At 64.0% G+C, this 24272-nt stretch carries 21 protein-coding genes and 1 pseudogene; 15 read left to right on the plus strand and 7 right to left on the minus strand.

Translation table 11 applies throughout. The features are described 5' to 3' along the window. Both ASB57_RS22925 and ASB57_RS22930 read right to left on the minus strand, forming a co-directional pair. Window positions 1-735: an amino acid ABC transporter permease gene (locus ASB57_RS22925; protein WP_057654292.1), complete on the minus strand. Its 735-nt coding sequence runs from the start codon at window positions 733-735 to the stop codon at window positions 1-3. 64 nt (window positions 736-799) lie between these two features. Further along, on the minus strand, window positions 800-1684 hold the full coding sequence (locus tag ASB57_RS22930) for a glutamate/aspartate ABC transporter substrate-binding protein (protein WP_057656363.1): 885 nt from the start codon (window positions 1682-1684) through the stop codon (window positions 800-802). 484 nt (window positions 1685-2168) lie between these two features. Between ASB57_RS22930 and ASB57_RS22940 the strand changes: the two are divergent. Next, window positions 2169-2651 (plus strand): annotated as a pseudogene (locus ASB57_RS22940) (serine hydrolase); the annotation flags it as partial. A gap of 26 nt (window positions 2652-2677) precedes the next feature. On the opposite strand, the gene mnmE reads toward ASB57_RS22940, so the two are convergent. After that, window positions 2678-4180, minus strand: a complete 1503-nt coding sequence (gene mnmE / locus ASB57_RS22945) for a tRNA uridine-5-carboxymethylaminomethyl(34) synthesis GTPase MnmE (protein WP_057654294.1) — start codon at window positions 4178-4180, stop codon at window positions 2678-2680. Window positions 4181-4396: 216 nt separating this feature from the next. Here mnmE and ASB57_RS22950 point away from each other — a divergent pair, with 216 nt between their 5' ends. From ASB57_RS22950 to ASB57_RS22995, 11 genes are all read left to right on the plus strand, one after another. Next, a complete protein-coding gene (locus tag ASB57_RS22950) occupies window positions 4397-5983 on the plus strand; it encodes an ABC transporter substrate-binding protein (RefSeq protein WP_057654295.1) in 1587 nt (528 codons plus the stop codon). 79 nt (window positions 5984-6062) lie between these two features. Then, on the plus strand, window positions 6063-7037 hold the full coding sequence (locus ASB57_RS22955; protein ID WP_057654296.1) for an ABC transporter permease: 975 nt from the start codon (window positions 6063-6065) through the stop codon (window positions 7035-7037). After that, complete coding sequence (locus ASB57_RS22960; protein ID WP_082621777.1) at window positions 7034-7993, plus strand: ABC transporter permease; 960 nt, start codon at window positions 7034-7036, stop codon at window positions 7991-7993. The genes ASB57_RS22955 and ASB57_RS22960 overlap by 4 nt, the downstream gene beginning before the upstream one ends. Before the next feature lie 2 nt (window positions 7994-7995). Continuing rightward, the gene (locus tag ASB57_RS22965) at window positions 7996-9018 is read left to right on the plus strand and encodes an ABC transporter ATP-binding protein (protein ID WP_057656365.1); all 1023 of its coding nucleotides are present in this window, start codon (window positions 7996-7998) and stop codon (window positions 9016-9018) included. Continuing rightward, window positions 9015-10010, plus strand: a complete 996-nt coding sequence (locus ASB57_RS22970) for an ABC transporter ATP-binding protein (protein WP_057654297.1) — start codon at window positions 9015-9017, stop codon at window positions 10008-10010. The genes ASB57_RS22965 and ASB57_RS22970 overlap by 4 nt, the downstream gene beginning before the upstream one ends. 19 nt (window positions 10011-10029) lie before the next feature. Next, window positions 10030-10890, plus strand: coding sequence for an N-formylglutamate amidohydrolase (locus ASB57_RS22975; protein WP_057654298.1), 861 nt, complete (start codon window positions 10030-10032; stop codon window positions 10888-10890). Continuing rightward, window positions 10887-12107 carry a M20 aminoacylase family protein gene (locus tag ASB57_RS22980; protein WP_057654299.1) on the plus strand — a complete coding sequence of 407 codons (1221 nt, stop codon included), beginning with the start codon at window positions 10887-10889 and terminating at the stop codon, window positions 12105-12107. The genes ASB57_RS22975 and ASB57_RS22980 overlap by 4 nt, the downstream gene beginning before the upstream one ends. Before the next feature lie 190 nt (window positions 12108-12297). Beyond that, on the plus strand, window positions 12298-12447 hold the full coding sequence (locus tag ASB57_RS31165; protein WP_156414247.1) for a hypothetical protein: 150 nt from the start codon (window positions 12298-12300) through the stop codon (window positions 12445-12447). A gap of 117 nt (window positions 12448-12564) precedes the next feature. Then, on the plus strand, window positions 12565-13620 hold the full coding sequence (locus ASB57_RS22985; RefSeq protein WP_057654300.1) for an ABC transporter substrate-binding protein: 1056 nt from the start codon (window positions 12565-12567) through the stop codon (window positions 13618-13620). Window position 13621: 1 nt separating this feature from the next. Continuing rightward, entirely contained in the window at window positions 13622-14455 is an 834-nt protein-coding gene (locus ASB57_RS22990) for an ABC transporter ATP-binding protein (RefSeq protein WP_057654301.1), read from the plus strand. Between the two features lie 57 nt (window positions 14456-14512). After that, complete coding sequence (locus ASB57_RS22995) at window positions 14513-15400, plus strand: ABC transporter permease (RefSeq protein ID WP_057654302.1); 888 nt, start codon at window positions 14513-14515, stop codon at window positions 15398-15400. A 403-nt stretch (window positions 15401-15803) separates the two neighbouring features. Here the strand turns inward: ASB57_RS22995 and yidC are convergent, their stop codons facing one another. The 4 genes from yidC to rpmH are packed head-to-tail and all read right to left on the minus strand — an operon-like array spanning window position 15804 to window position 18459. Next, a complete protein-coding gene (yidC, locus tag ASB57_RS23000; protein WP_057654303.1) occupies window positions 15804-17498 on the minus strand; it encodes a membrane protein insertase YidC in 1695 nt (564 codons plus the stop codon). A gap of 48 nt (window positions 17499-17546) precedes the next feature. Further along, window positions 17547-17819, minus strand: a complete 273-nt coding sequence (yidD, locus tag ASB57_RS30730) for a membrane protein insertion efficiency factor YidD (RefSeq protein ID WP_156414439.1) — start codon at window positions 17817-17819, stop codon at window positions 17547-17549. Window positions 17820-17827: 8 nt separating this feature from the next. After that, window positions 17828-18271, minus strand: a complete 444-nt coding sequence (locus tag ASB57_RS23005; protein ID WP_082622054.1) for a ribonuclease P protein component — start codon at window positions 18269-18271, stop codon at window positions 17828-17830. A gap of 53 nt (window positions 18272-18324) precedes the next feature. Beyond that, a complete protein-coding gene (gene rpmH / locus ASB57_RS23010) occupies window positions 18325-18459 on the minus strand; it encodes a 50S ribosomal protein L34 (RefSeq protein ID WP_057654304.1) in 135 nt (44 codons plus the stop codon). Between the two features lie 405 nt (window positions 18460-18864). Here rpmH and dnaA point away from each other — a divergent pair, with 405 nt between their 5' ends. From dnaA to gyrB, 3 genes are all read left to right on the plus strand, one after another. After that, window positions 18865-20430, plus strand: coding sequence for a chromosomal replication initiator protein DnaA (dnaA, locus tag ASB57_RS23015; protein WP_057654305.1), 1566 nt, complete (start codon window positions 18865-18867; stop codon window positions 20428-20430). 2 nt (window positions 20431-20432) lie between these two features. Then, entirely contained in the window at window positions 20433-21542 is a 1110-nt protein-coding gene (gene dnaN / locus ASB57_RS23020) for a DNA polymerase III subunit beta (RefSeq protein ID WP_057656366.1), read from the plus strand. 183 nt (window positions 21543-21725) lie between these two features. Further along, window positions 21726-24179: a DNA topoisomerase (ATP-hydrolyzing) subunit B gene (gene gyrB, locus ASB57_RS23025; RefSeq protein ID WP_057654306.1), complete on the plus strand. Its 2454-nt coding sequence runs from the start codon at window positions 21726-21728 to the stop codon at window positions 24177-24179. Window positions 24180-24272: the final 93 nt, after the last annotated feature.

A 24272-nucleotide genomic window follows, 5' to 3' on the forward strand; every position in this document is an offset into this window, starting at 1 on the left:
TCAGCGCGCGCCCATGTAGCCATGCAGGCGCGTGCGGCGCTCCAGCAGGCCCATCAGCAGCATGACGACGGCATTGATCAACAGGTAGCAGGCCACCACGGCCAGAAAGGATTCATAGGCCTGCGCCGTGTAGTCGTTGAGCTGGCGCGAGCGCGCATACAGTTCGATGACGCCGACCGTCGACGCGATGGAGGAATTCTTGAAGATGCTGAGCATCTCCGACGTCATGGGGGGAATGATCAGGCGGTACGACACGGGCAGCAGCACGTGACGATAGGCTTGCGGCAACGTGAAGCCGACGGCCAGCGATGCGTTGCGCAGTCCGGGCGGCAGCGATTCCACACCCGCCCTCACCTGCTCGCACACGCGCGCCGCGGTGAAGAAGCCCAGGCCGATGGTGGCGGTCACGAAGGCGGTGCTGGCGGGCGGCAGCGAGAAGAGCCACGTGCGCAAGGCTTCCGGCATGAGCTTGGGCGCCAGGTAGTACCAGAGAAACAGCTGCACGATCAGCGGGATGTTGCGCATCACGTTGACGTAGATCGCGGCGATGCGTTGCAGGCCGCGCTGCGGCAGGGTGCGCATGACGCCAAGGACGGAGCCCAGCAGAAAGGCGATGATCCAGGCCAGCGCGCCCATCAGCACCGTCGTGCCCAGCCCGGCGATCAGCCAGTCCAGGTAAGTTTGTCCGTTGCCCGCGGGTTGCAGGAAGACGGACCAGTTCCAGTTGTAGCCCATGCGTACTCCAAATCGACAAATCAGGGGCAGCGCCATTCAAGGCGCTGCCCTGCCAGCCCTGTGCTTACTGGAGGGCCTTGTCGTTCGGGTTCGCCAGCAGCGCCTTCATGTCATCGGACAGCGGGAAGTTGAGCGCGACGTTGCGGGGCGGGATCGGTTGCACGAACCACTTGTCATACAGTTTCTGTATTTCGCCGGACTTCATCATTTCGATGATGGTGCTGTCGACCAGCTTCTTCAGTTGGGAGTCGTCTTTCTTCATCATGCAGCCATAGGATTCGTGGGACGCGGGCGTGCCGACCACGGTCCACTTGGACGGGTCCTTGGCCTTGGCGCGTTCGCCGTAGAGAATTGCGTCGTCCATCATGTAGGCGAGAGCGCGGCCGCCTTCGACGGACAGGAAGGCCTGGCTGTTTTCGCGCGCGGCGAGCACGTTGAAGCCCATCTTCTGCTCGTCGTTCATCTTGGTCAGCAGGCGTTCGGACGTGGTGCCGGCCGTGGTGGCGACGTTCTTGCCCTTCAGGTCGGCGAAGTCCTTGATGCCGGAGTCCTTGCCCGTGAGCAGGCGCGTGCCGATGACGAAGACGGACGTCGAGAAGGACACCTGTTGCTGGCGTTCCAGGTTATTGGTGGTCGACGTGCATTCCAGATCGATGGAGCCGTTGACGATCATCGGAATGCGGTTCTGCGCCGTGAACGGAACGATGCGTTCCTGCAGATTCGGCATCTTCAGTTCCGCTTTGATCTTCTCGGCCACCTTCAGCATGATCTCGTAGGAGTAGCCGGTGTACTTGCCGTTCTCGACGCTGTAGCTGAAGGGCGGCGACGAGTCGCGCGCGCCCAGCGTGATGATGCCGGTTTCCTTGATTTTCTTCAGCGTTCCGGTGAGTTCTTCCGCATGTGCCGAACCGCCTGCTGCCAGCGCAACGGCCAGGCAACCCATCGTCATCAGAAATTTCATGCAACGTTCCCCGTTTGTGTGATCACGGCACCAAGGCGTTTGCGCCGTCGGCGAGGCCAGATGGCCTTCTTTAATGCCCGCAAGAGGAATGAAAGCAATGACCGTGCCAACTTTGGGGACGGGGTTAGGGGTTACAGCGTTTGGCCGTGTGCTCTCGGGGACGGGCTTGCTTATCCGTGCGTGATGGTGCATTTCGTGGCCGCGACGCCGCGTTGTTGCGCCGGTGTGGTGCGGGCCGCACCATGCGGGGGCAAGGATGACGTGGCCGTTCTCGGCATTAAGGACATGCTCGTCCGTTGAGATAGGAATTGGCCCTCTCTTTTTCTTCAGTAGCGGGCAACCTAAGCTATGGGGTCGCTTAAGAAGGAGTTGCCATGCCCCGCTCGTCCGCCTCATCCGAGCCTGTCGCGTCTTGCATGCCCGCTTATCGTGCATTGGCCGATGGCCCTGCACCTTCGCGCGGTTTCGCTGACCGTATCGACTGGGTGAAGGGGAAGTGGTCGCGAGTGTCGCGAACACGGCCGGCATCATCTTCAGTCCGTCCCGCATCTTCGATCCCCAGGCCTATCCGTCGGGCGGCGCCGGCATGGCGGGCACCGCCGATGATGTGTTGCGTTTGTTGGAGACCTTGCGCCGGGACGGCGGCGGCCTGCTGCCGCCCGCCTTGCTCAAGGAAATGTCGCGCGACCACATTCCCGATTTCGAGATCCCCGACGGCCCCGGCTGGGGCTTCGGCCTGGGTTTTTCCATCTTGCGCGACCGGGCCCTGTGGCCCACGCCCGAGTCGGTCGGCACCTGGCGCTGGGGCGGCGCCTACGGCCATTCCTGGTTCGTCGATCCAGCCCAGCGCCTGAGCGTCGTCGCGCTGACCAACACCCTCTACGAAGGCATGCAGGGCCAGTTCGTCGTCGACCTGCGCGACGCGGTGTACGAGGGGCTCAAAGAGGGTCGATAAGACGACCGCTCATTTGGATCAGTCTTTCACTTCCCGATGCAGAAGCTGGAGAAAATCTCGCCCAGCAGGTCGTCGCTGGTGAAGCGGCCGGTGATGCTGCTCAGGCTGTCGTGGGCCAGGCGGAGTTCTTCGGCGAAGAGGTCGAGGACGCGGTCGTCGAGTTCGGCGTGCTGGGTGGCCAGTTGCAGATGGTCGGAGGCGTCCTGCAGGGCGCGCAAATGGCGCTCGCGCGCCAGCCACGGCGATTCGCCGCCCGGCGTCCAGCCGGCGATGTCCAGTAGCGCCTTGCGCAGACCATCGAGGCCGGCCCCGGTCTTCGCGGAGATGCGCAGGGCTTCGTCGATGCCGGCGGCCCGGTGCCCGGCGCCCGCATCGAGGGGCACGTGGACACTATCGGCAGCGCCATCGGCAGAGGCCGCGATGGGCGCCACGCCCGTCGTCGGATCGCCCGCCATCGCAAGATCGATCTTGTTGATCACCTTCACCACCGGCACGCCGCGCGGCAGCTTCTCCGCGATGCCGCTATCGAGGGCCTCGGCAGGCGCGCCGGCATCCACCAGGTGCAGGATCACGTCCGCCTTGGCGATCTCCTGCCACGTGCGGCTGATGCCTATCTTCTCCACGGGATCGTCCGTCTCCCGCAGGCCCGCGGTATCGACCACGTGCAGCGGCACGCCTTCGATGTGGATCTGCTGGACGACCTTGTCCCGCGTCGTGCCGGCGATGGGCGTGACGATGGCCACCTCGTCGCCCGCCAAGGCGTTGAGCAGACTGGACTTGCCGACATTGGGCCGGCCCGCCAGGACGACATGCAGGCCCTCGCGCAGGATCACCCCCTGGCGGGTCTGCGCGATGATGGCGTCGAGGTCGTCGCGCAAGCCCTGCAACAGCGGCCGCGCCTGATATTTCTCCAGGAAGTCGATTTCCTCTTCAGGGAAATCCAGCGTCGCTTCCACCAGCATGCGCAAATGCACGATGCGGTCCGCCAAGGCGGTGACACGCTCCGAGAACACGCCAGACAGCGATGCCATCGCACCCCGCGCCGCGGCTTCGGAAGTGGCTTCGATGAGATCCGCGACGGCCTCGGCCTGGGCCAGGTCCATACGATCGTTCAGGAACGCCCGCTGGGTGAACTCGCCGGGCTCGGCCAGGCGCATGCCCACATTCGCGCCCACCCGCAGGCACAGGTCCAGCACGCGCCGCAATACGGCGGGCCCGCCATGCCCCTGCAGTTCGAGCACGTCCTCGCCGGTGTAGGAGTGCGGCGCGGGGAAGAACAAGGCCAGCCCCTCGTCGAGCACCTCGCCCGCCGCCGGGTCGGCCACATCACCAGCAGCAACATCACCAGCCCCATGACCAGTCACATCCCTGAAAGCCAGCAGATGCGCATGCCGCGGCGTCAGGTCGCGCTGGAACAAGGCTCGCACGAAGCCGCCCAGCTCGCGTCCGGAGACGCGCACGATGCCTACGCCACCTCGTCCGGGAGCGGTGGCGATGGCTGCAATAGGGGCATGAGCTAATGGGGACATATAGAAATCAGAAAGGGACTGCGATGCGCAATAAGGGAATATAACGGGTTGCGCCGCCCCCGTTTCCTCCGTATGTTGCGCCGTAGACAGCCGCAGCCGGGCCACAAGCCCGTCCGCCACGGCACTAGCGATTCAAGATCACCAGCTTCGTCTCATACCGGGTTTACATCGAGCGTCCTATCAGCGCTCATATCTACTAGGGAGCGTTCTCACATCATGTCGACTCGCCTCACCCGTGCCCTCGCCAGTGGCATCACCGTACTGGCCCTGGCCCTCAGTGCGTGTGGCAGCGCCCAGGCACGCGATCTGATCATCGGTCTGAAAAGCGAGCCCAGCTCCATGGACCCGCAGTATCACTCGCTCACGCCCAACACGCAGATCGCCGTCACCATCTTCGATCCCCTGGTTCGTACCGACAGCCAGCTCAAGCCGGAGCCGGCGCTCGCCGAATCCTGGACCGTCGACGGCAATGTCTGGACGTTCAAGCTGCGCCCCGATGTGAAGTTCTCCGACGGCACGCCGCTTACCGCGGATGACGTGGTCTTTACCTACGACCGCGTGCCCAAGGTGCCGAACAGCCCCTCGCCCTTCACGCTCTACCTGAAGGACGTGGCCAAGACCGAAGCGGTGGATGCCCACACGGTGCGCATCACCACCCGGGCCGCCGCGCCGGCGCTGCTGCCCAATCTGTCGCAGCTGCCCATCCTGTCTAAGAAGGCGGCGTCCGGTCCCGCGCCGGAAGGCAAGACCACCACCGAACTGAATGCCGGCGACGGCCTGATCGGCACCGGCCCCTACAAGTTCGTGTCGTGGAAGCGCGGCGCGGAAATCGTGCTGGCGCGCAACGACGCCTACTGGGGCAAGAAGCCGCTGTGGGACAAGGTGATCTATCGCCCGATGAGCAATGCCGCGAGCCGCGTGGCCGCGCTGCTGGCCGGTGACGTCGACATGATCGAGGATCCCCCAACCGATGACCTGCCCAAGCTGAAGGCGGACAAGAAGCTGTTCATCGAGGAAACCCCGTCGGTGCGCGTGATGTACGTGGCCATGGACCAGTTCGCCGAGCCCAGCCCCGGCATCACCGGCACCACCAAGAACCCGCTGAAGGACAAGCGCGTGCGCCAGGCGCTGTCGCTGGCCATCAATCGCGAAGCCCTGGTGGATCGCGTGATGGGCGGCATCGCGCTGCCTGCCGGCAACCTGCTGCCCTATCCCATGTTCGGTGCGTCCAAGGAGCATTCCAAGGCGCCTAAGGCAGACCTGGACAAGGCCAAGGCCCTGCTCAAGGAAGCGGGCTACCCGGATGGCTTCGGCATCACGCTGGGCGCGCCGTCGGGCCGCTACGTCAACGACGCCAAGGTGGCGCAAGCCATCGCATCGATGTGGACCCGCATCGGCGTGAAGACCAGTGTCGACGCTTCCGCCCCGCCGGTCTTCTTCAAGAAGCGCGACTCGTACGAGTACAGCGCCTACCTGGCGGGCTGGTCGGTGACCAGCGGCGAAATGTCCAACGCCCTGGGTTCCTTGCTGGTCACGCCCGATGCCAAGGCCGGCCTGGGCACCACCAACCGCGGCCGCTATTCCAATGCCACGGTGGATGCGCTGTTCAAGGAAGGCGTGTCGACCATGGATGACGCCAAGCGCGCCGAGCTGCTGGGCAAGGCCGCCAACACCGCCATCGAGGACTATGCGCTGTTGCCGGTGCATTTCGAGTTGTCGGTGTGGGCCATGAAGAGCGACATCCGCTACCAGGGCCGCGCGGACCAGATGACGCAGGCGCAGAACGCGACCATCAAGCCTTGATTTTCGGCAGTCGCCGGGTCATGACGCAGCGCGTCGTGGCCCGCATTGCTTTGACCCGTGACGAAGTGAGCGTGTCGACGTGTTAGCAACAATCATCCGTCGCCTCCTGCAGACCGTCGTCGTCATGATCGTCATGTCGGCATTGGTCTTCGGCGGCATCTACCTGGTCGGCGACCCCATTGCCATGATGGCCAGCCCCGATGCCACCGAAGCGCAGCGCGAGGCGATTCGCCAGTCTTTGGGCCTGAATCTGCCGGTGTGGCATCAGTACCTGATCTTCGTCGGCAAGGCCATACATGGCGACTTCGGCAACAGCTTCCTGACCGGCGAGCCGGCCATGAAACTGATCCTCGACCGCGCGCCGGCGACCCTGGAACTGGCCGTGGTGGCGATGGGCATCTCGCTGCTGGTGGGCATTCCCCTGGGCATGCGCGCCGGCCTCAAGCCGAAAGCCGTCAGCTCGCGCGCCATCATGACCGGGTCGGTGCTGGGCTTTTCCCTGCCCAATTTCTGGGTCGGGCTGATGCTCATCATGGTGTTCGCCGTGACTCTGGGCTGGTTTCCCGCCAGCGGCCGCGGGCCGACACTGCCCCTGGGGCCGATACGCCTTAGCGTGCTGACCTTGGGCGGCTGGGCCAGCCTGATCCTGCCGGCGGCGACCATCGCCCTGGCCAAGTGCGCCACCATCATCCGCGTCACGCGGGCCGCCACGCGCGAAGCCTTGCCGATGGACTACATCAAGTTCGCGCGCGCCAAAGGCCTGTCCGAGCGGCGTGTGCTCAGCGTCCATCTGCTGAAGAACATCCTGATCCCCATCGTCACGGTGGGCGGACTGGAGTTCGGCCAGGTGGTCGCGTTCGCGGTGGTGACGGAGTCGGTGTTCTCCTGGCCCGGCATGGGCAAACTGCTGATCGATTCGATCATCAACCTGGACCGGCCGGTGGTGGTGGCCTACCTGTTGTTGATCGTGTTTTTCCTGGTGATGTTGAACCTGGTGGTCGACATCGTCTACACGGTGCTGGACCCCCGCGTCCGGCTGGATGGCCGCCGATGAATCCGACTTCCAATACGCCTGGCGGCAACGCCACGCCGGCCGCAGCGGCCGTGGCGCCGGCTCCGATCAACGCAGTCAAGGAAGCCGGCCCCTGGCGCCGCTTCCTGGGTGATTTCTTCGCCAGCAAGCTGGCCGTGACCGGCCTGGTGCTGCTGCTGATCATGGTGGGCTCCGCCCTGCTGGCGCCATGGATCGCGCCGCAGAATCCCTACGACATCGGTACCCTGGACATTACCGACGCCAAATTGCCGCCCGGCAGCAGCAATATGGACGACACCATGACGTACTGGCTGGGCACCGACGGCCAGGCCCGCGACGTCTTGTCCGCCATCCTCTATGGCATGCGCACCAGCCTGCTGGTGGGCTCGGTGTCGGTGTTCTTCGCGTTCGTGATCGGCGCGTCGGTGGGCCTGACGGCGGCCTATTTCGGTGGCCGCCTGGACGCCCTGCTGATGCGCATCGCGGACATCCAGCTGTCCTTTCCGTCCATCCTGGTGGCGCTGATCCTGCTGTCCATTTTGGGAGCCGGCGTCGACAAGGTGATCATCTCCCTGATCGTGGTGCAGTGGGCCTACTTCGCCCGCGCGGCGCGCGGCGCCGCCCTGGTCGAGCGCGGCAAGGAATATGTCGAGGCGGCCCGATGTATGTCCCTGGGCTGGGGGCGCATCCTGTTCCGCCACCTGCTGCCCAACTGCATGCCGCCGCTGATCGTCATCGCCACCATCGACCTGGCGCACGCCATCGCATTGGAAGCGACGCTATCCTTCCTGGGGGTCGGCGTGCCGGTGACGCAGCCTTCGCTGGGCATGCTCATTTCCAACGGCTTCGAATACCTGCTGTCGGGCCGCTACTGGATTTCCTTCTTCCCTGGCATCGCGCTGGCCATCACCATCATCGGCATCAACCTGGTGGGCGACCACCTGCGTGACGTGCTCAATCCACGGAACGCGCAATGACCATGACGACGCAAGCGAACGCCGCGCCGGACGTCCGGACGCCGGCAGCCCGAACACCCATCCTCGACGTCGCCGGATTGCAGACGCATTTCTTCACGCGCGGGGGTGTGGTGAAGGCTGTCGACGGTGTCGACCTGCATCTGGGACCGGGCGAGATCCTGGGTCTGGTGGGCGAATCCGGTTCGGGCAAAAGCATCACGGGCTTCTCGCTGATCGGCCTGATCGACGAGCCGGGCCGGGTGGTCGGCGGCAGCATCCGCTTCGACGGCCAGGACCTGCGCCAGGCCAAGCCCGACCAGCTGCGCAAGCTGCGCGGCCGCGACATCGCGATGATCTTCCAGGATCCGATGATGACGCTGAACCCGGTGCTGCGCGTCGATACGCAGATGATCGAGGCCATCCGCGCGCATCGCAAGGTCAGCAAGGACGACGCCCGCAAGCGTGCCCGTGAAGTGCTGACCATGGTGGGCATCGCGGCGCCGGACGAGCGGCTGCGCGCCTATCCGCACCAGTTGTCGGGCGGCATGCGGCAGCGCGTCGCCATCGCCATTGCCTTGCTCAATTCGCCGCGGCTGATCATCGCCGATGAACCGACCACCGCGCTGGACGTGACCATCCAGGCGCAGATCCTCTACGAAGTGCAGAAGCTGTGCCGCGAGACCGGCACGGCCCTGATCTGGATCACGCACGACCTGGCGGTGGTGTCGGGACTGGCCGACCGCATCGCGGTGATGTACGCGGGCCGCGTGGTGGAGACGGGCAGCACGGCGGAGGTCATCGAGCATGCGCTGCATCCCTATACGCGCGGCCTGATGGCGTCCATCCCGACACCCGATACGCGCGGTCACGATCTGGCTTCGATACCCGGCATGACGCCTTCACTGTTGAAATTGCCGGAAGGCTGCGCCTTCCGCACACGCTGTCCGCGCGCCACCGACACCTGTACCAAAGCGCCCGAAGCAGTTGAATGGCGGCCGGCGCATTGGGTGCGCTGCTGGCACGCCGGCGAGGAGGCGACGGCATGAGTACCCCCATACTGTCCCTGCGTGAAGCCGAGATGCGCTTCACTCAAAACATCGACCTGGCGGGCCGCATCGCCAACCTGTTCGGCGCGGGAATGCGCAAGACGGAAGTGCACGCCGTAGCGGGTGTCGACCTGGATGTCATGCCTGGTGAAGTCATCGGCATCGTCGGTGAATCCGGCTGCGGCAAGTCGACCCTGGGCCGCATCATTGCCGGAATCCTGCGTCCCACCGGTGGCCAGGTGAGCTACCGTGGCAAGGCCGTGGCGGCCATGCCGGAGAGCGAACGGCGCGCCTATGAGCTGGGCGTGCAGATGATTTTCCAGGACCCTTACGCGTCGCTCAATCCGCGCATGCGCGTCGAGGAAATCATCGGCGAGGCGCCGGTGGTGCATCGCGTCATTCCGGCCCGGGAAAAAAAAGCCTACGTCGCGCAATTGATGAGCCAGGTCGGCCTGGATCCGGCCTACGCGCAACGCTATCCGCACCAGTTCTCCGGCGGCCAGCGCCAACGCATCGGCATCGCGCGCGCGCTGGGGCTCAAGCCCAAGGTCATCGTCTGCGACGAAGCGGTGGCCGCCTTGGATGTATCCATCCAGGCGCAGGTGCTCAACCTGTTTGGCCAGTTGCGTCGCGAACTGGATCTGACGTATCTTTTCATCAGCCATAACCTGGGCGTGGTGGGGCATATCTCGGACCGGGTCGCCATCATGTACCTGGGCCGCATCGTCGAGATCGCCAGCACCGAAAGTATCTTCAAGGGCGCCAACCATCCGTATACGCAGGCGCTGCTCAAGGAACTGCCGAGGTTGAACGCGCGGCGCCGCGACTTCCAGCCCATCAAGGGCGAACTGCCGTCGCCGCTGGCGCCGCCGCCGGGTTGCACTTTCCATCCGCGCTGCCCGCACGCGATGGAGCGCTGCCGGCAGGAACGGCCGCTGTTGCGTATGATCGCTCCCGGCCATGTCAGCGCCTGCCATTTGAACGATATCTGAACGACCTCTGAACCACGCCATGCAGACCAGCGCCCAGCCTTTTGCTCCCTTCATCCGCCACGCGCCCCGTGGCACCGCCCTGCCCCTGGTCTGTGATTCCCCCCACAGCGGCGTGATCTACCCTGAGGATTTTGCTTATGCGTTGGCGGCGCCCCTGCTGCGTACGGGTGAAGACACGCATGTCGATGAACTCTGGCGCGACATCCCTGAAGTCGGCGGCAGCTTGATCTGTGCGCAGTTTCCGCGCACCTACATCGACCCCAACCGCGAACCCGACGATATCGAGCCCGGGCTGCTGGAAAGCCCGTGGCCCGGCGCCCTCAATCCGACGGAGAAGAGCCGCATCGGCCACGGCCTGATCTGGAGCAAGGCCGCGGGCCAGCCGATCTACGCGCGCCAGCTGAGCGTCGCGGAGATCCGTCATCGCATCGAGGCTTATCACCAGCCCTACCATGCCGCCTTGAACCAGGACATCGAAGCCGCCTATCGCCGCTTCGGCGCGGTCTGGCACCTGAACCTGCACTCCATGCCGTCCAATTCCTACGAGGCCCTGCAGATCAAGAGCGATCGCCCGCTGGCGGACTTCGTGCTGGGTGACCGCGACGGCACTACCTGTGATCCCGAACTGGTCGATGTGGTGCAGGAATCGCTGGAAGCCAGCGGATATACGGTGGCCCGTAACGATCCGTTCAAGGGCGTGGCGCTGATCGCGCGCCTGGGCAAGCCGGCGCAGCGGCGCCACAGCCTGCAGATCGAGATCCACCGCAAGCAGTACATGAATGAAAAGACGTTCGAGAAGAACGAGCGTTTTCCGGCCCTGCAGGCCGCCCTGACCAAAGCGACGCAAGCCGTCGCCTTCTACATCCAAAGGCAACTATGAAAACCATCGCAGAAATCGAGCGTGCCACCGGTGAACTGACGGCGATACGCCGGGACATCCACGCGCATCCCGAAACCGCATTCGAGGAAGACCGCACGTCGGCCCTGGTGGCCGAGAAGCTGCGCGGCTGGGGTATCGAAGTGCACACCGGCTTCGGCAAGACCGGCCTGGTCGGCGTGCTGCGCAATGGCACGGGCAAGAAGACCATCGGCCTGCGCGCCGACATGGACGCACTGCCCATGCCCGAGCACAACCGCTTCGGCCATGCGTCGACGGTGCCGGGCAAGATGCACGGCTGCGGTCACGACGGCCATACCACCATGCTGCTGGGCGCGGCGCAGTACCTGGCCGAGCATCGCGACTTCGACGGCACCATCGTCTTTATCTTCCAGCCCGCCGAGGAAAACGGCAACGCCGGCGCGCGCGCCATGATGCAGGACGGCTTGTTCGAGAAATTCCCCTGTGACGCCGTCTTCGGCATCCACAACATGCCCGGCATGCCGGTGAACCAGTTCGGCTTCCGCGCCGGCCCGGCCATGGCGTCGAGCAACCGCTTCACCATCACCATCAAGGGCGTGGGCGGCCATGCCGCGCAACCGCACAAGTCGGTGGATACCATCATCATCGCTTCGGAGATGGTGGGCGTGCTGCAAACGGTGGTGTCGCGCAACAAGGACCCCCTGGATTCCGCGGTGCTGTCCGTCACCCAGATCCATGCCGGCGATGCCTTCAACGTCATCCCCAGCGAGGCGGTGATCCGCGGGACGGTACGCACCTATACCACCGAGGCTCTGGATACGATCGAGGACGCCATCCGCCGCATCGCCACCACCCTGCCCCAGGTTTATGGCGGAACGGGCGAGCTGGACTTCATCCGCGCGTATCCGCCGCTGGTGAACTGGGAAAAGGAAACGGCTTTCGCGACACAGGTGGCCGAAGCCACCTTCGGCAAGGAAAACGTCGACACGACGATCCCGGCCTTCATGGGCGCCGAGGATTTCTCCTTCTTCCTGGAAGCGGTACCGGGGGCCTACCTGTTCCTGGGCAATGGCGACGGCGCGCACCGGCAGGAGCAATACGAAGGCATGGGGCCGTGCATGCTGCACAACCCCAACTACGACTTCAACGATGCCTTGTTGCCGGTGGGGGCCACCTACTGGGTCAAGCTGGTGCAGGCCTTCCTGGCCAGCGACGCCGAGCTGTCGAAAGCCGGCTGAAGCCGGCAGCGGGTTCTGCTTGAAACGGCGCAAGACCTTCGGGACTTGCGCCTTTTTTATGCCTGGGCTGAAGGGATTTCCCTTTTCTATATAAGTTCTGGATCTGAATAAAGGCCCATTCATTCGTTTGATCCCTGTGGCGGCTTGCTGATAATTCATCCACGCCGCACCCGAAAACACAGGATCAGACATGTCCCAGCCCCTTACCGCCGCAACGTCCCGCCTCACGAAAGCCGTGTCCGGCGCCGCCGTTGCCCTGGCGCTGGCCATCCTGGCCCTGGCTTCACCGACACCAGCAAGTGCCGCCGCGGAGCCGGCGTCCACTTGCGTGGCGTACTGATTTCTCCGCCGCTTCACCTGCATCTCCTGCGCGTCATGCCGGACGCGCCATGAACGCGGAGCCATCGCCAGATGGTTCCGCGTCTTTCTTTCCACAGACCAAGAAGAACGGAAAACCATGCTGCCTGCGCCTTCCTTCAAACAACGCCTGTCCCGCGCTTTGACGCGTACCCTGCCCGCTGCCGCCCTGTCGCTGACGCTGGCGGCCGTTGCCCTGGCCGTGCCCACCCCCGCGCGCGCCGAAGGGCGTATCCGCATCGCCGAGCAGTTCGGCATCGTGTACCTGTTGCTGAACGTCGCGCGCGACCAGCAACTGATCGAAAAGCACGGCAAGGCCGAAGGCGTCGACATCAAGGTCGAATGGCTGAAACTGTCGGGTGGCTCGGCGGTGAACGACGCGTTGCTGTCGGGCGCGGTCGATATTGCCGGCGCCGGTGTCGGCCCCCTGCTGACGATCTGGGACCGCACGCGGGGCAAGCAGAACGTCAAGGGCGTGGCCTCGCTGGGCAACTTCCCCTATTACCTGGTGAGCAACCGGCCCGAAGTGAAGACCATCGCTGACTTCACCGACAAGGACCGCATCGCCGTGCCGGCGGTGGGCGTGTCGGTGCAGTCGCGCGTATTGCAGATGGCCTCGGCCGCGCTGTGGGGCGATGCGCAATACAACAAGCTGGACAGCATCTCGGTGGCGCTGCCGCACCCCGATGCCGCCGCGGCCATTATTTCCGGCGGCACGGAGATTACGGGCCACTTCGGCAATCCGCCCTTCCAGGAGCAGGAACTGGCCGGCAATCCGCGTGCGCATATCGTGCTGGATTCGTACAAGGTGCAGGGTGGCCCGTCGTCATCGACGGTGCTGTTCGCCACGGAGAAATTCCGCAAGGACAATCCCAAGACCTACAAGGCTTTCCAGGATGCGTTGACCGAGGCCGCGGCCTTCGTGCGCGAGCATCCCGACCAGGCCGCGGATACCTATCTGCGCGTGGCCGACGCCAAGCAGGATCGCAAGCTGCTCCTGAGCATCATCAGCAACCCGCAAGTGCAGTTCAAGATCGAGCCGCAGAACACCTACACCCTGGCGAAGTTCATGCATCGTGTCGGCGCCATCAAGAACGAACCCGCCAGCTGGCGCGATTACTTCTTCGACGACGCGGTCCTCGCCAACGGGAGCTGATATGAGCCATTCCGCCGGCTTTGCTTCCGCGTCCGCTGCTCCCGCCCGGCCGCTGCTGGAGGTCGACGGAGTGACGCTTGAATACAAGACGCCTGGACGGCGCGTGCGGGCCACGCATCGCGTCGATTTCCAGGTGCATGAGGCGGACCGCTACATCCTGCTGGGTCCGTCCGGTTGCGGCAAGTCCACCTTGCTGAAGTCGGTGGCGGGCTTCATCGATCCGACCGAAGGCGCCATCCGGCTGGACGGCCATGCCGTGCGTGAGCCCGGTCCGGACCGGATCGTGGTGTTCCAGGAATTCGACCAGCTGCCGCCGTGGAAAACCGTGCGGGAGAACGTTGCCTTTCCCCTGTTGGCTTCGCGCACCCTCAAGCGCCGCGAGGCGGACGAGCGGGCGCTGCATTATCTGGACAAGGTGGGCCTGTCCGCTTTCGCGAACGCTTACCCGCATACCTTGTCCGGCGGCATGAAGCAGCGCGTGGCCATCGCCCGTGCGCTGGCCATGCAGCCGCGCATCCTGCTGATGGACGAGCCCTTCGCGGCGCTCGATGCGTTGACGCGCCGCAAGATGCAGGAAGAGTTGCTGTCCTTGTGGGAAGAGGTGCGCTTCACGCTGTTGTTCGTGACGCATTCCATCGAGGAAGCCTTGCTGGTGGGCAATCGCATTCTGCTGCTGTCGCCGCATCCTGGTCGTGTCCGCGCCGAACTCAACGCGCATCAATACGGCATGCATAGCGCCGGGTCGCCGGCGTTCCAGGCGACGACGCAGCGCATCCATGACCTGCTGTTCGATGTGCCTTCGTCCCCGGACGAGGCGCGGCGCGCGGCGGCTTGAGCAACGCGCTGGCCATCCCTTTCACGCTTCTGCACGACGTCACTTGAGTTGACCATCATGTCTCAGTTATCCGGATCACGTCCCTTGGTGCCGCCCGTCCGCGACGAGTACGAACGCGAGCTTGCGCCCTTGCCTGACCTGACGGTGGAAGCGCCCTTGCCTTGGGCAGAGCGCGTCTGGGGGCATGCCGCCGTGCGCAAGGGGCTGATCCTGATCATCCTGGCCGCATTGTGGGAACTGGCCGCGCGGCTGACCGACAACGATCTGCTGCTGCCGGGTTTCGTCGCCACGTCCAAGGCCTTCGTGGAAGGCCTGGCCAATGGCGAGCTGCTGGCGCGCGCGTCGACATCGCTGCAGGTGCTGATCAAAGGTTATGTCGCGGGCGTGGTGCTGGCCTTCGTGCTGACCACCTTGGCCGTCTCGACGCGGCTGGGACGTGATCTGTTATCGACGCTGGCGGCCATGTTCAATCCCCTGCCGGCCATCGCGCTGCTGCCGCTGGCCTTGTTGTGGTTCGGGCTGGGTGAGGGCAGCCTGGTGTTCGTGTTGATCCATTCCGTGCTGTGGGCGCTGGCGGTCAACACGTATGCCGGTTTCCTGGCCGTGCCCGACACCTTGCGCATGACGGGCCGCAACTATGGCCTGCGCGGCGTGCGCTACGTGCTGCAGATCCTGGTGCCGGCGGCCTTGCCCGCGATCCTTGCCGGCCTGCGCATAGGCTGGGCCTTCGCATGGCGCACCCTCATCGCCGCGGAGCTGGTCTTCGGCGCGTCCAGCGGCAAGGGCGGCCTGGGCTGGTACATCTTCCAGAACCGCAACGAACTCTACACCGACCGCGTGTTCGCCGGATTGGCGGCCGTGGTGCTGATCGGGCTGCTGGTCGAGGGCTTGGGGTTCGATAATCTGGAGCGGGTGACGGTGCGCAGGTGGGGGATGCATCGGTGAGGGTTCGCGTGGAACGCGTCCAGCTCGGCTGCGTCAATGTGGGCAAGCCCCTACGTTTATCCGAGGTGCCAGGCCAAGAGTGAGAACACCGCCGCTGAGAATGAAAAAAGCCACCGAATTCGGTGGCTTTCCAGTTGATGCGAGGAACCTGTGGTGCACAGCCGCCGAAGCAACCTCGCTGAGCTGTGTCTGTCACGCGATAGTTTCCTATCTCGCTGTTTGGCCGGTCCGGTGTCTCATGGACACGCGGCGGGCTAACACTTGACGCAAGTGTAGCTCGCTATCCGGTGCCGTCAAGATAGGTTGCCACAAAGGAAAATGGCCGCTTGCGCGGCCATCCACACTGACGTGCAAATGAAGAAAGCCACCGACCCCGGTGGCTTTCTTCTTTCCTTTCTGCCGCTTACTTACTCGCGGCAGCCTCGGTCTGTTGCTTCAACCGGCGCGTGATGCTCCATTGCTGGAGGATCGACAGCGTGTTGTTGACGCACCAGTACAGCACCAGGCCGGCCGGGAACATGAACATCATGCCGCCGAACACCAAAGGCATGATCATCATGACCTTGGCCTGCACGGGATCCGGCGGGGTGGGGTTCAATTTGATCTGCAGGAACATGGTGGCCATCATGATGGCGGGCAGGATGAAGTAGGGATCATGCACCGACAGGTCATGCACCCAGCCCAGCCACGGCGCGCCGCGCATTTCCACGCTGGCCAGCAGCACCCAGTAGAGCGAGATGAACACCGGGATCTGCACCACCATCGGCAAGCAACCACCCAGGGGGTTGATCTTCTCTGTGCGGTACATCTCCATCATGGCGGCATTCAGCTTCTGCTTGTCGTCGCCATACTTTTCCTTCAGGGCCTGCAGGCGCGGAGCCACCTGCTTCATGCGCGCCATCGAACGGTAGCTGGTGGCGGCCAGGGGATAGAACACCGCCTTGACCATCACGGTCAGCGCCACGATCGTCCAGCCCCAGTTGCCCAGGATGGAATGCAGCCAGGTCATCAGCGCGAACAGCGGCTTGGCGATGATGGTCAGTACGCCATAGTCGACCACCAGTTCCAGGCCAGGGGCAACCGCCGCCATGGCCTTCTGGTCCTGGGGTCCGATCCACAGATGCGAATCGACGGTAGCCGAGGCGCCCGGCGACACTTCACCCACCGATTCCACGGTGCGGGCGGCGAACAGGTTCGGCGCCACTTCCAGCAGTTCGTTGGTGCGAGCCTTGCCTTGCGGCGGGATCCAGGCGGTGGCGAAGTAATGCTGCACCACGCCGATCCAGCCGTTGTCAGCCTGCTTGATATAGCTGGCCTTCTTCTTCTCGATGTCGGAGAAGGTGGCTTTCTGGAACTTGTCCTGGTCCGAATAGACCGCCATGCCCGTGAACGTGTGATAGAAGCTGGACGTATCGGGCGGGTTGTTGCCGTCACGCTGCAACTGCAGATACAGGGCAGGACGCAACGGGTTGGTGGCGGTGTTGGTCAGGTCATGACGCACGTCGATGTCGTAGCGGCCACGATGCAGCGTGTAGGTCTTGGTAACCTTCAAGCCGCCGGCTTCCGCCTCGAACACCACGGCCAGCGAGTCGCCGGTCAGCGAACGCTCGCTGGACACCATGCGGAACGGCGTCTGGTGGGTGGGGAAGGGCTGGCCGCTGGTCGAACCGACCACGCCGGACTGCACCAGGTAGTTCAGGTCCTTGGAGTCATCCAGCAACACCGTCGGCTGGTCGTCGTGGTTGGCGTCCGGGAACTTCAACAGTTCGGCGCGGACCACTTGGGCGCCGGTGGTGTCGAAGGTCAGGCGCAGCACGTCGGTGGTGATGACCACGCGTTGCGATTGAGCAGCCTGGGCGGCGGCGGCATTGGGCACGCCGTTGGCGCCCGGTGCGGGCGGCGTGGTGGACGCAGCCGGCGCGGACGGAATGGCAGTGGAGGCCGGGGCCGCGTTCTGCGGGTTGGGGGCCTGTGCCGTGGCCGCGGGCGGGGTACCACCGAACAGCGAAGGCTTGCCGTTATGGACTTGCCAGTTGTTCCAAAGGAGCAACAGCGAGAACGAAAATATCATCCAGAGGATGGTGCGTCGGATATCCATGGCGCCTACAAGGTGAAAGCGAGACCAGCAAAGCCCGCCAGTTTAGCGTTAATCATGACCAGCACGGTGGCAATGGGAGCCGCCACAGGGGCCGGAAGTTCCTGATGAGGACGGAACCGGGTCCAGCCCGCCTGGGCTCCAGGGGTGACAGCGGCCGATCCGCCGGGCCGCCAACCACAGACCGCGCAACGGGCCATGAGTTTCAATGGCTTCGATGGCATAGGCCGAACAGGTTGGCGTGAACCGGCATTGCCGCCCGATCCAGGGACTGAGGAAGAACCGGTAGAACCGGATCGGCGCGATCAGCAGGGCGACGAACAGGGCGCGCATCATGGCGTGGAAACCGCCGGCGCGGCCGGCTTGTCCCTCGGAGCGGACGCTTCCCGCGCCCCCGGCCTTGCGGCCGTCTGCCGGATCCGTTCGAAGTGGGTATCCACTTCGGCGCGCGCCAGCCGCTTCAGGGCGGTCAGCGACATGCTGGGAACGCGAGCATGCAGCCGGACGACATAGTCGGCCGGCCGCAGGTCGTGCCGGCGGTGGCGAAAGGCTTCCCGGATGACCCGCTTCAGCGCATTGCGCGTCACGGCCAGCGCGGCATTGCGCTTGGCAATGACAAGGCCCAAGCGGGCACAGGCCTGCTCGGGCGCTAGCGTGCTGGCAGCGGAAGTCACCATGAAAAACGCCCCTCGTGCAAGCCGGCGGCCCTTGAGGGCGGCGGCAAACTCGGAGGGGCGGTGCATCCGCGCCCCCGGGGGAAGCGTGGTGCGCGGCATGTCGGGCGCGGGCGCCGGCACGGGGGCCGGTGCCTCGGATCGCGGCGTGGCGATCAGACGGCCAGACGCTTGCGGCCCTTGGCGCGGCGAGCGTTCAGGACGGCGCGGCCGCCACGGGTTTTCATGCGCACACGGAAACCATGGGTGCGCTTGCGACGGGTGACGGAAGGTTGGAAGGTGCGTTTCATGGAAGGTCCACAAAAAGAACAAAATTATTTATGGGGGGCGCGTGCTGAAACAACCTGCACCGTTTTGAGTGCGGTTGCGGCGACGCTGCCAGTCGACACGGCCTGCTGATTCGTCTGCGTCCTGATGGACGCCGGCGAAGGCGAAGCCAGTTTCTGGGTCCGGCTTTCGTGGTCGAATTTCCGGAACCGAATTTCTTACAATCGAACTTTTCCTCCCGGGGTTTCAAGCACACGCGGTATGCCTGGGTACCCTTGGGGCGTGCAAAATTCGGTAAAGCCCATCATTTCAGCAAGTTTTCCCTATCTTGTCAAACAGTTAGGGGCAGGGGACAAGCACCCCGCTACTCAGGCCTGTGGATAAGTACAGCCCGGGCAAGGTAGAATCGAGGTTTCGACAAGAGCGACATGAAAGAATTCTGGCAGACCTGCGTCAGTCGTCTTGAGCAGGAAATCCCCCCCCAGCAAATCAGCGCGTGGATCCGTCCGCTGGTTCCGGTTGCGTTCGACGAAGCGCAGGCCGTTCTGCGCATTTCCGCGCCCAATCGCTTCAAGCTGGATTGGGTGCGCAAGAATTATGCTCAGCAGATAGAGGCCTTGGCCGCCGAATGGTTCCAACGTCCCGTCCAGGTGCAGTTCGAGCTGCCGGCCGGCGCAGGCGGCCGCCTGCCGCTGGCGCCCCGTCCGCGTGCTGCCACCCTTGGCACCGCCGGCGTGAGTGGCGCCGCGGCGATGGCGGCAGCCAATGCGGCCAATGCAGCAGCCGCGGCGAACGCGGCCCCCGACACTGCCCCCGCCCCCAGCGTTGCGTCTCACGGCGCCGTTAACGGCATGAACGGCATGACCGGTGGCGGCCTGGCCGACGGCATGGGCGGTGGCGTTCCGCCGGCGCCGTCCGTATCCGCGCCGGCCACGCAAGCGGTCAGCGAGGCCGCCAACATCGTCTACGAACGGTCGCGTCTGAACACGGACCTGACGTTCGAGAATTTCGTCACCGGTAAAGCCAACCAGCTGGCGCGCGCGGCGGCCCTGCAAGTGGCCGAAAACCCCGGCATTTCGTACAACCCGCTGTTCCTGTATGGCGGCGTGGGCCTGGGCAAGACGCACTTGATCCATGCCATCGGCAACGCCATGGTGGCGGCCGGTACCGGCGTGCGCGTGCGCTATGTGCATGCGGACCAATACGTGTCCGACGTGGTCAAGGCGTACCAGCGCAAGGCGTTCGACGATTTCAAGCGCTACTACCATTCGCTCGACCTGCTGCTGATCGACGATATTCAATTCTTCTCCGGCAAGAACCGCACTCAGGAAGAGTTCTTCTACGCCTTCGAGGCGATGGTGGCGCAGCGCAAGCAGATCATCATCACCAGCGATACCTATCCGAAGGAACTGGCCGGCATCGACAGCCGCCTGATTTCCCGCTTCGACTCTGGCCTGACCGTGGCCATCGAGCCGCCGGAGCTGGAGATGCGCGTGGCCATTCTGCTGCGCAAGGCCGAGTCGGAAGGCGTGCCCATGCCGGAAGAAGTGGCCTTCTTCATCGCCAAGCATCTGCGCAGCAACGTGCGGGAGCTGGAAGGCGCCCTGCGCAAGGTGCTGGCCTATGCCCGCTTCCATGGCCGCGACGTGGTCACGGTCGATGTCTGCAAGGACGCGCTGAAGGACCTGCTGTCGGTGTCCAACGGCCAGATCACGGTCGAGAATATCCAGAAGACGGTGGCGGACTTCTACAAGATCAAGGTCGCCGACATGTACTCGAAACGGCGGCCTGCGAATATCGCGCTGCCGCGCCAAGTGGCCATGTACCTGGCCAAGGAGCTGACGCAGAAAAGCTTGCCGGAAATCGGGGATCTATTCGGGGGCCGGGACCATACGACGGTGTTGCATGCCGTACGCAAAATCTCGGATGCCCGGGCCAAGCTTGCTGAACTTAACCATACCCTGCACGTGTTGGAACAAACTCTAAAAGGATGAACATGCAACTCGTACAAACCACACGCGATGCATTGCTTAAACCGCTGTCGACGGTGGCGGGCATCGTCGAAAGACGGCATACGCTACCCATCCTGGCGAACATCCTGATGCGCAAAGAGGGAAGCCGGGTGTCGTTTATCGCCACCGACCTCGAAGTGCAGATCACCACGCACGCCGACTTCGGCGTGGGCGGCGATAACGAGTCCATCACGGTCGCCGCGCGTAAGCTGCTGGACATTCTCAAGGCGCTGCCGGACCTGGGCGACCTGAAGCTGTCCCTGAACAGCAACAAGCTGACGGTGCAAACCGGCAAGAGCCGCTTCGCCCTGCAAACCCTGGCCGCCAGCGAATTCCCCACCGTGGCCCAGCCCGAGACATGGGACGTGTCGCTGCGCGTGACGCAGAAGTCGCTGCGCCATCTGCTGAACATGGTGCACTTCGCCATGGCCCAGCAGGACATCCGCTATTACCTGAACGGCATGCTGCTGGTGTTCGAACCGGGCCGTGTGCGCGCCGTCGCCACCGACGGTCACCGTCTGGCGCACAGCTCCACCGAAGCCGACGGCATCGCCGAACGCCATGAAGTCATCGTGCCGCGCAAGACCGTGCTGGAAATGCAGCGTCTGCTGGACGACAGCGACGCCATCGTCGACATCGACGTGGCGCCGGGCCAGATCCGCTTCCGCTTCGGCGACGTCGAGCTGGTCTCCAAGCTGGTCGAAGGCAAGTTCCCGGACTTCACGCGCGTCATCCCCACGGCCTACACGCGTCATTTCCTGGTCAATCGCGAAGCCCTGCAAGGCAGCTTGCAGCGCGCCGCCATCCTGACCACCGACAAGTTCAAGGGCGTGCGTCTGCAGTTGGCGCAGAACCTGATGAAGATCTCCTCGACCAACGCCGAGCAGGAAGAGGCGCAGGAAGAAATCGACATCGACTACGGCCACGAAGCGCTGGATGTGGGCTTCAACGTCGGCTACCTGCTGGACGTGCTGAACAACATCAAGGTCGAAGAAATCAAGTGGTCCGTGATGCCCGACCAGAACGCTTCGGCGCTCATCACGCTGCCTGACGACGAGCAGTTCAAGTACGTCGTCATGCCGATGCGCATTTAAGCGAAGGACGTACCCTGGGCCGGGCCCGCAAGGGGCCGTTCCAGGGCACGTCCTTCGCGCTGGTCGCCTGCATGGCGACCCGCAAGACGTGCATCGTTTCCCTCCTCGCCTTGCCGGCTTTTCCGGCCTGGTGTGCCGGCCCTCCGGGCTGGTGGCTCTTTGAATCAGTAAACGAAAAGACTTATGTCCGACACTCCGAATACCAATCCCGAGAACGCCGACTACGGTGCAGATTCGATCAAGATGCTCAAGGGGCTGGAGGCTGTGCGCAAGCGCCCCGGCATGTACATCGGCGATACGTCCGATGGCACGGGCTTGCATCACATGGTTTTCGAAGTCGTGGACAACGCCATCGACGAGGCGCTGGCCGGCTATTGCGACGACATCGTCGTGACCATCCACACCGACAACTCGATCTCGGTGACGGACAATGGTCGCGGCATTCCCACCGACATTCACAAGGATGACGAATTCCACCGCAGCGCGGCGGAAATCGTCATGACCGAACTGCACGCCGGCGGCAAGTTCGACCAGAACTCGTACAAGGTGTCCGGCGGCCTGCACGGCGTGGGCGTGTCTTGCGTTAACGCGCTGTCGGAATGGCTGCGCCTGACCATTCGCCGCAACGGCGAAGTGCATGAAATGGAATTCCGCCAAGGCGCGCGCGTGGCGCCGCTGGCGGTGACCGGCAAGACGGAAAAGCGCGGCACCGAAGTGCGCTTCCTGGCCGATCCCATCATCTTCAACCACATCGAATATCACTACGAGATTCTGTCGAAGCGGCTGCGCGAGCTGTCCTTCCTGAATAACGGCGTGAAGATTCGCCTGATCGATCAACGCCAGGGCAAGGAAGAAAACTTCGCCTTCTCCGGTGGCGTGAAGGGTTTCGTCGAGTACATCAACCGCAGCAAGACGGTCCTGCACCCCAACGTGTTCTCGGTCAGCGCCGAGTCGAACGCGGGCGGCGTGCCGGTCACGGTGGATGTCGCCATGCAGTGGAACGACACCTACTCCGAAAGCGTGCTGTGCTTCACCAACAACATCCCTCAGCGCGACGGCGGCTCCCACATGACCGGGTTGCGCGCGGCGATGACGCGGATCTTGAACAAGTACATCGCGGACAACGAGCTGGCCAAGAAGGCCAAGGTCGAAACGTCCGGCGACGACATGCGCGAAGGCCTGGCCTGCGTGTTGTCGGTCAAGGTGCCTGAGCCCAAGTTCAGCAGCCAGACCAAGGACAAGCTGGTTTCCAGCGAAGTGCGCCCGGCCGTGGAAGACGCCGTCGCGCGCACGCTGGATACGTGGTTGCAGGAACATCCGAACGACGCCAAGGCCTTGTGCGGCAAGATCGTCGAAGCCGCGCGGGCACGCGAGGCGGCACGTAAGGCCCGCGAAATGACGCGGCGCAAGAGCGTGCTGGAAGGCGCCGGCCTGCCCGGCAAGCTGGCCGACTGCCAGGAGAAGGATCCTGCCCTGTGCGAGCTGTACATCGTCGAGGGTGACTCCGCAGGCGGCTCGGCCAAGCAAGGCCGCGATCGCAAGTTCCAGGCCATCCTGCCGCTGCGCGGCAAGGTGTTGAACGTCGAGAAGGCGCGTTTCGACCGCCTTATCGCCAGCGAACAGATTGCCACCCTGATCACCGCGCTGGGCACCAGCATCGGTCCGGACTTCAACGTCGAGAAGCTGCGTTATCACCGCCTGATCATCATGACTGACGCGGACGTCGACGGCGCGCACATCCGTACGCTGCTGCTGACCTTGCTGTATCGCCAGATGCCGGAGTTGGTGGAGCGCGGCTACATCTACATCGCCCAGCCGCCGCTGTACAAGGTCAAGGTTGGCCGTGATGAACGGTATCTGAAGGATGACCAGGAAGAAGCGGTGTTCATGCTGCAACTCGCGTTGAAGGATGCTTCGCTGGTGCCGTCCGAAGGCGCCGACGTCATCAGCGGTGACACGCTATCGGAACTGGCCCGTCAATACGAACTGGCCGACGCCGTGATCGGACGCGCCTCCCGCATGATCGACGAAGCCGCGCTGTCGGCCATGGCCGAAGGCGTGCAAATCAACCTGGATACGCCGGAAGCTGCCGCCGCCTCGGCCGCGGCTCTGGAAAAGGCCTTGTTCGATCCCTTGGCGCCCAAGGCAGTGACGGTCACCGCCGAAGTCGATGCCGCCACGGAAAAACAACGCCTGATCCTGCGCCGCATGCGTCATGGCAACGCGCGTATCAGCGTGATCGATGCGACCTTCGTCGCGGGTGCCGACTACAGCGTGCTGTCGCACTCGGCCAAGACTTTCTCTGACCTGATCGGCAAGGGCGCCATGGTGGCCCGCGGCGAAGGCGAGAAGCGCAAGGAAGCCGGCGTCAACGACTTCCGTGAAGTCATGCGTTGGCTGCGTAGCGAAGCGGAGCGCAGTGTCAGCAAGCAGCGCTACAAGGGCTTGGGCGAAATGAACCCCGCGCAGCTGTGGGAAACCACCATGGATCCCAAGGTTCGCCGCCTGCTGCGCGTCCAGATCGAAGACGCCATCGCTGCCGACGAAGTCTTCCAGACCCTGATGGGCGACGACGTCGAACCGCGCCGCAACTTTATCGAAACGTACGCGCTGTCGGCGGGGAACATTGATATTTGATGGTGTGAGCAGCCGGATCGACTGAACAAGTCGATTCAACGAGAAAGCCACCGGATTCGGTGGCTTTCTTCATTCGTGGCGCCGCTTTGACCG

It is taken from the genome of Bordetella sp. N (genome assembly GCF_001433395.1).
Taxonomy (GTDB): domain Bacteria; phylum Pseudomonadota; class Gammaproteobacteria; order Burkholderiales; family Burkholderiaceae_B; genus Bordetella_C.